General features: G+C 66.9%; 5 protein-coding genes. All 5 read right to left on the reverse strand.

Annotation, left to right across the window (positions count from 1 at the left end):
• Positions 1-88 precede the first annotated feature (88 nt).
• Complete coding sequence (locus EKH81_RS06435; protein WP_132057306.1) at positions 89-1,621, reverse strand: carboxypeptidase M32; 1,533 nt, start codon at positions 1,619-1,621, stop codon at positions 89-91.
• Positions 1,622-1,724: 103 nt separating this feature from the next.
• The gene (locus EKH81_RS06440) at positions 1,725-2,807 is read right to left on the reverse strand and encodes a M20 family metallopeptidase (RefSeq protein ID WP_132057308.1); all 1,083 of its coding nucleotides are present in this window, start codon (positions 2,805-2,807) and stop codon (positions 1,725-1,727) included.
• A 159-nt stretch (positions 2,808-2,966) separates the two neighbouring features.
• Positions 2,967-3,221: a glutathione S-transferase N-terminal domain-containing protein gene (locus EKH81_RS06445; protein WP_132057310.1), complete on the reverse strand. Its 255-nt coding sequence runs from the start codon at positions 3,219-3,221 to the stop codon at positions 2,967-2,969.
• Positions 3,222-3,268: 47 nt separating this feature from the next.
• A complete protein-coding gene (locus EKH81_RS06450; protein WP_132057312.1) occupies positions 3,269-3,934 on the reverse strand; it encodes a DUF2238 domain-containing protein in 666 nt (221 codons plus the stop codon).
• The gene (locus tag EKH81_RS06455; protein WP_132057314.1) at positions 3,931-4,509 is read right to left on the reverse strand and encodes a hypothetical protein; all 579 of its coding nucleotides are present in this window, start codon (positions 4,507-4,509) and stop codon (positions 3,931-3,933) included. Before EKH81_RS06455 ends, EKH81_RS06450 begins: the two co-directional genes overlap by 4 nt.
• Between the last annotated feature and the right edge of the window lie 96 nt (positions 4,510-4,605).

Raw genomic sequence — 4,605 nt, forward strand, 5'->3', positions numbered from 1 at the left:
CCGGTGTTATCTCTCTTACACCCCCCACCACCGGTGGCTGCCGCGCCCCCCCCGGGGCGCGAGACTCGACCGCGAAAATCGCGACCGACTACTCGTCGTCGCCGAGTTCGTACAGATCGCCGTACTTCGATTTCACGTAGTCGAGGAAGTAGTCGGCGGTGTACTCCTCGCCGGTCGCCTCCCGAATCAGGTCGGGCGTGGTGTACCGACAGCCGTGGCGGTGGATGTTCTCGGTCAGCCACTCGTGGAGCGGTTCGAAGTCGCCCTCGCGAATCTTCGCTTCGAGGTCGGGAATTTCGTCCTCGGCGGCGTCGTAGAGTTGGGCCGCGAGCACGCTCCCGAGCGAGTAGGTCGGGAAGTAACCGAAGTCGCCGTGACTCCAGTGGATGTCCTGCAGACAGCCCTCCGAATCGGTGTCGGGCCTGACTCCGAGATACTCCTCGTACTTGTCGTTCCAGCGTTCGGGCACGTCCGCCACGTCGAGGTCGCCCCGAATCAGGTCGCGCTCGATTTCGAACCGGACCACGATGTGCATGTGGTAGGTGAGTTCGTCGGCCTCGACCCGGATGAGGTTGTCCTCGTACACCTCGTTTGCGGCCTCGTACACGTCATCGACCGACGCGTCCGAGAGTTGGTCGGGGAACCGCTCTTTCACCGTCGGCAGGAATCGCTCCCAGAACGCGCCGGAGCGCCCGACGTGGTTCTCCCAGAGTCGCGACTGGGACTCGTGGACGGTCATGTCCCGGGACTGCCCGAGCGGCGTGCCGTACTGCTCGCGCGGGAGTCCGAGCGTGTACGTCGCGTGGCCGAACTCGTGGACGGTCGCCATCAGCGCGCCCAGCGGTTCCTCGGGATTGAATCGCGTCGTGACGCGGGCGTCGAACTGATTGCCCGACGAGAACGGGTGGGGCGCGGTGTCGAGGCGACCGTGGTCCCAGTCGTAGCCCAAGGTGTCGAGCACGTCGCGTGCGAGTTCCTCCTGCGTGTCGGTGTCGAACTCCCCGTCGAACGTGTCGGTGGCGAGGTCGGCGTCCGACTCGCGAACCGCCTCGACGAGCGGGACGAGTTCGTCGCGAAGTCGCTGGAGGACCTTCTCGGCCGTCTCGATGCCGAGATACGGCTCGTACTCCTCGAACAGCACCTCGTAGGGGTCGCGGTCGGGGTCGATGTGCTCGGCGTACTCGCGCTTGAGTTCGACCAGCGTTTCGAGCGTGGGCGCGAACGACTCGAAGTCGTCCTCGGCCTTCGCCTCCTGCCAAACCGGCATCGCCTCCGAGGAGACCTGCGAAATCTCCTCCACGAGGTCCTCGGGCACGCGCGCGGCCCGGTCGTGCTTGCGCCGAATTTCGCGGACGACCGCCTCCCGTTCGTCCGAGAGGTCTTCGGTTTCGAGTTCGTCGAGCATCGCGGCCATCTCGTCGGACGTGAGCAGTTCGTGGCTCAGCGTCGAGAGCGCCGACCGCTGTTTCGACCGGGCGGGCGTGCCGCCCTCGGGCATCATGACCTCCTGGTCCCACCCGAGCACCATCCCGGCGTGGCTCACGTTCGACAGCCGTTCTACCGTCTCGATGAACTCGGCGTACGTCTCGGACGCCTCGTCGGCGGCGGCTTCGCTTGCCATTAGGTGATTTTTCGATGTCATCGGTTATCAAAGGCAGGATTTCGGTTCGAACTATCGCCGGAGAGTCGAGACGCCGCCTCAGAGCGGTTCGGCCGACGCAGATTCAGAGCCGTTCGGCGGCCCCCCGGTAAATCTCGTAACACCGTTCCAGCACGTCGATGCCGACGCTCTCGTCTTTGGTGTGGGCTTCGCCGGGTTCGGACGCGCCGCAGACCACGCAGGTCGTGCCCGCCTCGGCGAGTCGCCCGGCGTCGGTCGCGTGGGGCTTCGTGACCAGTTCGGGCGTCCCGGACTGGGCGTCTTTCGCCGCGGCCAGCACCGTGTCGGCGAACGCCGCGTCGTCGCACTCCATCGGCGGGAGGTCCGAGTCCACCGTCCACTCGACGCCCTCGATGTCCTCGACTCGTTCGAGGTCGGCGTACTCGCCGGGGACGGTTCGCTCGTCCACGACGATTTCGCACGATTCGGGAATCACGTTCCACGTCTCTCCGCCGTCGATTCCGGTGACCGCGATGCTCCCGTGGACCTCGTTGCCGAGCACCTCGACCACCGGGAACTCCAGCCCTCGAATCACGTCCACCGCGTCGCACGCCCGGTAGACCGCGTTCTCGCCCGCCTCGGGTTCGCTGGCGTGGGCGGCCGTCCCGCGCGCGGTGACGGTGCTCCCCCGGCGACCTCTGTGAGCGATTACCACGTCGGTCACGCCCTCCTTCGAGTAGTTGGTCGAGCCTTCCGCGACGATGGCGCAGTCGGGCGCAAAGCCGTCTTCGATGGCCCCGGTCGCACCCTCGCCGCCGGTCTCCTCGCCGACGAAGCTCGCGAACACGAGTTCGCCCGTGGGTTCGGCGTCGCGGAACGCGAGCATCGACGCCGCGACCGCACCCTTCATGTCGGCGGTGCCCCGTCCGTAGAGGCGGCCGTCGCGCTCCTCGACGACGTACTCGCCGTCGGCGGTCGTCTGCTGTTCTGCTGGCGGCACCACGTCGTGGTGGCCGACGAGCGCGAGCGACGGCGCGTCGCTCGCGCTCGGTCCCTTTCGCGCGATGACGTTGCCCACGTCATCGCGGGTCACGTCGCCGTCGGTCTCCGCGCGGAGCCACGCTTCGATGAAATCTCCGGCTTCGGTCTCGTCCTCGTGGCTCGGAACGGCGACGAGGTCTCGGGTCAGGGCTGCGACTTCGCTCATGGAAGACGGATGGGTTCGGAGTGGCTTCAAGTCGATGGATGCGGCTACCGGCGATGATTTGAACGGCCGAGGAGGTGAATATTTTGACACGACCGGAGTGAGTAGCAGATTCGACCTCGAAAGAGGCCGTCCGAAATCGGTCTCACCCACTCGTCCCGTTCACCCGTAGTACTCGTCCAGATACGCCGCGATGTCGTCGCTCTCGTACATCGACTCCTCGCGCCGGGTGTCCACCAGAAACGGAATCTGGTCCTCGCCGCCGAGTTGGCGGAGTTGCTCGTCGGTCTGCTCGTTTCGGACCTCGCCCTCGTGAGTCCGAGGGTTGTGAATCACGTACGACACCCCGAGGTCGAGAAGTTTCTGGCGGACTTTCTCGGAGTACGGGCAGTCCTCGGCCTGATACAGTTCGAGCATACCGGGACTCCGACACCGAGCGTGGTACCTCTGGCGGCCGAATTGGCTCACTCGCCGGACCGTTCCGAACTCCCCGCGTCGTCCGAATCGCCCATCTCGCGCGAGAGGTCCCGGGTCACGCCCGAGAGACGGGTGTGGCCCCACGCCGCCACGACGACCGCACCCACCTGATTGTACACGAGGTCGTAGATGATGTCGCTCATGCCGTACTGGGCCAGCACCGCCTCGCCGCCCAGTACCCCCGACGCGAGTCCCGTCCCGAACTCGATAATCTCCCAGAGGACGCCGAACGCCATCACGAACAGCAGGACGAACACGAAGACGAACGCCGAGGGGAACGTCACCGCCTCGGAGTGACGGTCGAACGCCCGGACGGTCGCGTAGCCGACGCCCGCGACCACCGACGACGACAGCGCGTGAGCGACCTGGTCGTACATCGGGACCGACTGGTAGACCCCGAGTGCGCCGACCGCGTGGAGGAACACCGCCGCGGTTATCCACAGCACGAGTCCGGGAGCCATCGAGATGTGGGTGTCGCGCTCCAACAGCGCCGGGAGAAAGGTGACGCCGAGCGGGATTCCGGCGTTGATGACGAGACCGACCTCGCCCCGGTACGCGGCGTAAGCCACGATGCCGACGAGGACGACCTGGAGCGCGCGAACGACCCGCGTCTGTTGGCGCTCGCCGAGTCCGAGCGTCTCGACGAAACTCACAGTCGCTCACCCCACTCGAATCGGAACTGCTCGCCGTGGAAGTAGAGTTCGAAGACGCCGCCCGCGACGATGCCGGTCGCCGACGCGAACACGAGGTCCCACATCAGCGCGTCGGGCGTGGTGAGAAAGTCGGTCCCGAGAAGCTGGTCGGCATACCACTGGACCACCGCCCACGTCCCCGCGGTCGCCATCGTGGTCACGACGACGAAGCCGACTGCGAACCCCGCGGTCATCTCGACCGACGTGAACGCGTCGAGTTCGACCGCGACCAACAGCGCGAGCGCGGCCACCGAGAGGTACGTCGCCGACTGAACGATTCGCCCCGATGCGACCGACCGGACCACCACGGGGAGCGCGACCACCGCCACCACCTCCCACGGCGGCAACACCTCCGGGTCGCGCGCGAGCGCTGCCGGGAGCGCCACCAGCACCCCGGCGGCGACCGTGAGACCGGCCCAGAGCAGGTCGGCGTCGAGCAAATTCTCGCCCACCGTGAGCGCCAGCACGCCGAGCAGTGCCCACGCGACGACGGCGTTGCTTCGATTTCCCGAGAGTACCGACCCCTGAATCCCCATACGGCTCGTTCGGTTTCCAGACACCTAAGCGAACAGGCGGGGGGGGGGGGGAAAGGGCCGCCCCCCCCCGGGGCCCCCCCCCGCCCCGCGGGGGGG

It is taken from the genome of Halorussus amylolyticus (assembly GCF_004143485.2).
Taxonomy (GTDB): Archaea; Halobacteriota; Halobacteria; order Halobacteriales; family Haladaptataceae; genus Halorussus; species Halorussus amylolyticus.

Excerpts from the sequence above, each read along its gene's own strand:
- EKH81_RS06435 (WP_132057306.1), bottom strand. The coding sequence starts at position 1,621 with ATGGCAAGCGAAGCCGCCGCCGACGAGGCGTCCGAGACGTACGCCGAG.
- EKH81_RS06440 (WP_132057308.1), bottom strand. The coding sequence starts at position 2,807 with ATGAGCGAAGTCGCAGCCCTGACCCGAGACCTCGTCGCCGTTCCGAGC.
- EKH81_RS06445 (WP_132057310.1), bottom strand. The coding sequence starts at position 3,221 with ATGCTCGAACTGTATCAGGCCGAGGACTGCCCGTACTCCGAGAAAGTC.
- EKH81_RS06455 (WP_132057314.1), bottom strand. The coding sequence starts at position 4,509 with ATGGGGATTCAGGGGTCGGTACTCTCGGGAAATCGAAGCAACGCCGTC.